At 65.4% G+C, this 4286-nt stretch carries 4 protein-coding genes; 3 read left to right on the forward strand and 1 reads right to left on the reverse strand.

Features of this window, described 5'->3' with window-relative positions:
* Positions 1–92: 92 nt before the first annotated feature.
* Positions 93–1175, reverse strand: a complete 1083-nt coding sequence (locus I71_RS09920; RefSeq protein WP_042694422.1) for a DUF2235 domain-containing protein — start codon at positions 1173–1175, stop codon at positions 93–95.
* A gap of 380 nt (positions 1176–1555) precedes the next feature.
* On the opposite strand from I71_RS09920, the gene hemA reads away from it, so the two are divergent.
* From hemA to I71_RS09935, 3 genes are all read left to right on the forward strand, one after another.
* The gene (hemA, locus tag I71_RS09925; RefSeq protein ID WP_042694423.1) at positions 1556–2770 is read left to right on the forward strand and encodes a 5-aminolevulinate synthase; all 1215 of its coding nucleotides are present in this window, start codon (positions 1556–1558) and stop codon (positions 2768–2770) included.
* Between the two features lie 189 nt (positions 2771–2959).
* Positions 2960–3505, forward strand: a complete 546-nt coding sequence (locus I71_RS09930) for a transcriptional regulator (protein WP_042694425.1) — start codon at positions 2960–2962, stop codon at positions 3503–3505.
* Positions 3506–3634: 129 nt separating this feature from the next.
* On the forward strand, positions 3635–4286 hold a 652-nt coding region (locus tag I71_RS09935; protein ID WP_042694427.1), incomplete at its 3' end, for an Hpt domain-containing protein.

The raw sequence follows: 4286 nt of genomic DNA on the forward strand, positions 1-4286 counted from the left end.
GACCGGATGTTCGGCACCAAGTAAGTTTGCGGGATCGGTCGGTGTAGGGGGCGGATGCCGGAGGACGGCGCCGCCCCGTCTTCATCGAGCCCTCACTGCGATCCGGCGTCGAACTGCACCAGCGCCTTGCGGAAGCCGACATTGGGCGGTGCATAGCCCGCATCGCCGGCGGTGCGCTGCGGCACCGACGGGTGCAGGTTCTCCGCGCTGTAGGGCAGGACGCAGACCGGGCGGTAATAGCGCGGCTCCACCAGCTTGCCGAGGCCGTCGAGGAAGCTGGCATAGGAATCGACGATGGTGCCGAGCGCGTTCTCCGGCGTCACCGCCGGCATCCATGCCGGATCGAGCGCCAGTCCGCAGTCGGTTGCCCGCTCCATCATCCAGTGCAGCGCGATGTTCGACAGCCGGTCTTCCGCATAGCCGCCGCCGACATTCGAATGGCAGCCGACGAACCAGCGCTGCTCCAGCCGCTGCTTCGGCTTGTCCTTCGGATCCCAGACGGAGGCAGCGAAGGTCTTGCGGTGCTCGTCGATCGCCAGGGCCTGGAAGGCGTTGCGGACCAGACCGCTGAGTTCGGTGTCGTGGAAACCGTAAAGCTTCTCGTCCAGTTGTTCGCAGATGCCGAGCGGCATGCCCAGCGCGCCCACCGTGTCCCAGACGCCGAGGAAATGAATCGGAATCAGCCGCGAGCCGTTGGCCTCGCGGAACCGCGTCGCCTCCTCCACGTCGGGGCCGTCGTCGCGCTTGCGGTACAGCGCATAGGCCGCGTCGGTCAGGTCCAGCCGGTCGGCCGGCAGCAGGCCGGCGTTGCGGATCAGTCCGACAAGGCTGCGGGCGGTGTAGGCGCCGCGCGAGAAGCCCAGGATGAAGACCCGATCGCCCGTCGCATACTGTTTGGCCAGGGCGCGGTAGCCGTCCTTGATCTTCTTGTCGAGCCCCAGGCCGAAGGCGCCGCCGACGATGTGGTTGAGCCAGTCATGGACGATGCCGCCCTGCTTGTCGGTGCCGACGCCGGAGTCGTAGAAGCTGTACTGAAACGTCCCGTCCTTGGACTGGGGCAGGACCGATTTGTAGAACTTCCAGACATTGGTCGACTGCCTGTTCCTGTCGGGGGCGTCGCCGCTCCCCGGTGTGTTCCAGGTGCCATCGAGACACAGGACGATCCGCTTGCCCATCTTCCTCTCCCTGCCAACACGACTGCGCGCATCGGATGATAGGAATAAATTCTTTACTCCTTCAACAGATTTGTCCAAATCACACACAGCCCGGTTGAGGCGTGAAACGACGTTGCAACCGGATGTCCGGAGGATTGGCCCGCAGGGCGGAACCAAGGCCGAAGCAAGGACTCAAGGCCGACATGCGGCATCCGCAAGCCATGGGAGTCTGCCTCTTGTGCGAAGGTCCCATGCGGTGGCGGCTTGATTTCGATCAATGCCGGGTGGCATGCCGGTAAGGATCATGCCATCCTCTTCGACGCGCCGGACCAATGGCCTAGCCCCTAAGTCTGAAACCCGGTGCAGCCGACCGTGTGAATGAACGCGAACGGAAACGCGCGATGGATTACGAAACTTTCTTCCGCAACCAGATTGCGACCCTGAAGCAGGACGGCCGCTACCGGGTGTTCGCCAATCTGGAACGCCATGCGGGCAACTTCCCGACGGCGACCTTCCGCGATTCCCACGGGCACGAGCGCCCGGTCACGGTCTGGTGCTCCAACGACTATCTCGGCATGGGCCAGCATCCGGATGTGCTGAAGGCGATGCACGACGCGCTGGACGGGGTCGGCGCCGGCGCCGGCGGCACGCGCAACATCTCCGGTAACAACGTCTACCATGTGCTGCTGGAACGCGAACTGGCCGACCTGCACCACAAGGAAGCGGCGCTGCTGTTCACCTCGGGCTATGTCTCGAACGACGCGACGCTGACCACGCTGGGCAAGATCCTGCCCAACTGCGTGATCCTGTCGGACGCGCTGAACCACAACTCGATGATCACCGGCATCCGCAATTCCGGCGCCGAGAAGCACATCTTCCGCCACAACGACCCCAAGCACCTGGACGAGCTGTTGTCGGGCATCGCCCCCGGGCGGCCCAAGGTGGTGGCGTTCGAGAGCGTCTATTCGATGGACGGCGACATCGCCCCCATTGCCGACCTGTGCGACGTTGCCGGCAAGCACGGCGCCATGACCTATCTGGACGAGGTCCATGCGGTCGGCATGTATGGCGCCCGCGGCGCCGGCGTGGCCGAGCGCGACGGCGTCATGGACCGGCTGACCATCATCGAAGGCACGCTGGGCAAGGGCTTCGGCGTGCAGGGCGGCTACATCACCGGCTCCACCGCGCTGATCGATTGCATCCGCAGCTTCGCCGCCGGCTTCATCCTCTCCACCTCGCTGTCGCCGGTTCTGGCGGCGGGGGCGCTGGCCTCCATCCGCCATCTGAAGCACAGCCAGACCGAGCGGACGCAGCACCAGGAGCGCGCCGCGACGCTGAAGCGGATGTTCGCCGACGCCGGCCTGCCGGTGATGCCGTCGGTCAGCCACATCGTGCCGCTGATGGTCGGCGACGCCCACCGCTGCAAGCGCGCCTCGGACGAGCTGCTGGACCGCCACAACATCTATGTCCAGCCGATCAACTACCCCACCGTCCCGCGCGGGACGGAGCGGCTGCGCTTCACCCCGACCCCGCTGCACACCGACGCGCAGATGGGCATGCTGGTCGATGCACTGCTGGACGTCTGGAGCCGGCTGGATCTGCGGCTCGCCGCCTGATGCGAGCCCCTGGCGACAGGCCCGCCAAAACCCTTTTGGCGGTAGGGACGTTTTGACCCCTGGACATATGACACGCACGTCCCTACTTTGAGGGGTAGTGTTGCGACCGGTTCGCAGCTTTATCGCTGCGGGCCGGCTGCGACCGTGCCGTCCATCCTGTAATCCGGGGCATCGCCCAGGGGGTTCGCCATGTATCGTGACAACTCGCTGATGCCGAAGGAGGCCGTGCGCCTCGTCGTCCTGGGCACACTGATCCAGGGCGGTCCGCTGCGCTACGCCGATCTGGCCGGCGCCGTCCGCCATTTCCTCGATCGTATGATGGGTCCGTCTCTGGACCTGATGGGCACCTCGCTGGAGATGCTGCGCTACGAGGGGCTGATCGAGGCGCTGGACGGCAGCGGCATGGAAGACAACGCCCTGCTGGGGCCGACCGCGGCCGGGCGGGCGGAATTCGACACGCTGATGCGCGCCAATGTCCGCGCGCCGTCGGCCGACGGGCTGAACAAGCTGGTGATCGCGCTGAAGCTGCGCTTCCTGCATCTTTTGGATGTCGAGTCGCAAAAGGACCAGATCGACAATCTCGTGGCGCTCAGCGAGACCGAACTGGCGCGGCTGGGCGACCTGAAGCGGGCGGATGTCGGCAGCGACGGCCATTTCGCCTCCTGGCTGGACCGGGACATCGCCCAGACGGAAGAGCGTCTGGCCTGGTTCCAGGGGTTGCTCGGCCGACTCTGATCCTTCGGAAAATCAAGGGTTTTATCGTGCGCGGCGCGCCCTTTCACATAGGGGTGCGCCGCGTCTGTTTTGGCGGCCGGTTTTGATGTACCTTCGGGGTACCCCTTTTTCCGATCCGGAACCCGCTCCATGGCCTCGTACCTGTCGACCGACGACCTCGAAGACCGCTTGCGCATGGAGTTCGTCGACGACGCGCGCGACCGGCTGGAGATGATGAACGCGACGCTGGCCGATCGTGTGAAGGGCCTGCGCAGCGATGCGGAAACCATCGGCGTCCTGAGGCTGGCGGCAAACAATTTCAGGGGCATGGGCACCAGCTTCGGCTATCCCACCGTCAGCCTCGTTGCCCACCGCATGGAGGATTACCTCAGCGGCCTGAAGCGGCTGGACGAGAAGCAACTGGTCGATGCCCAGATCTTCATCGACCGCATCGCCGAACTCGTCGACCGCGCCGAACAGCCGCTGCTGGCCGAGACCAACCGGATCATCCGTGCACTGCCGGTGCGCTACGAGTTCCAGGTCACCGACGTCGAGGTCCACAACGTCGAGATCATGCTGGTCACCCCGTCCAAGGTGGTCGCGAAGAAGCTCGGCGGGGAACTGGCGGCCTGCGGGTTCCGCACCATGACGGTGACCGATCCCATCGAGTCGATCAGCCTTGCCGTGCGCGTGCCGCCGGACATGGTGATCGCGTCGATGGTGATGGACGGCCTGTCGGGCCTGGACCTGATCCGCGGCCTGCGGGCGATGAGCGTGACCCATCATGTGCCGATGGCGCTGC

It is taken from the genome of Azospirillum sp. B506 (assembly GCF_000333595.1).
GTDB lineage: Bacteria > Pseudomonadota > Alphaproteobacteria > Azospirillales > Azospirillaceae > Azospirillum.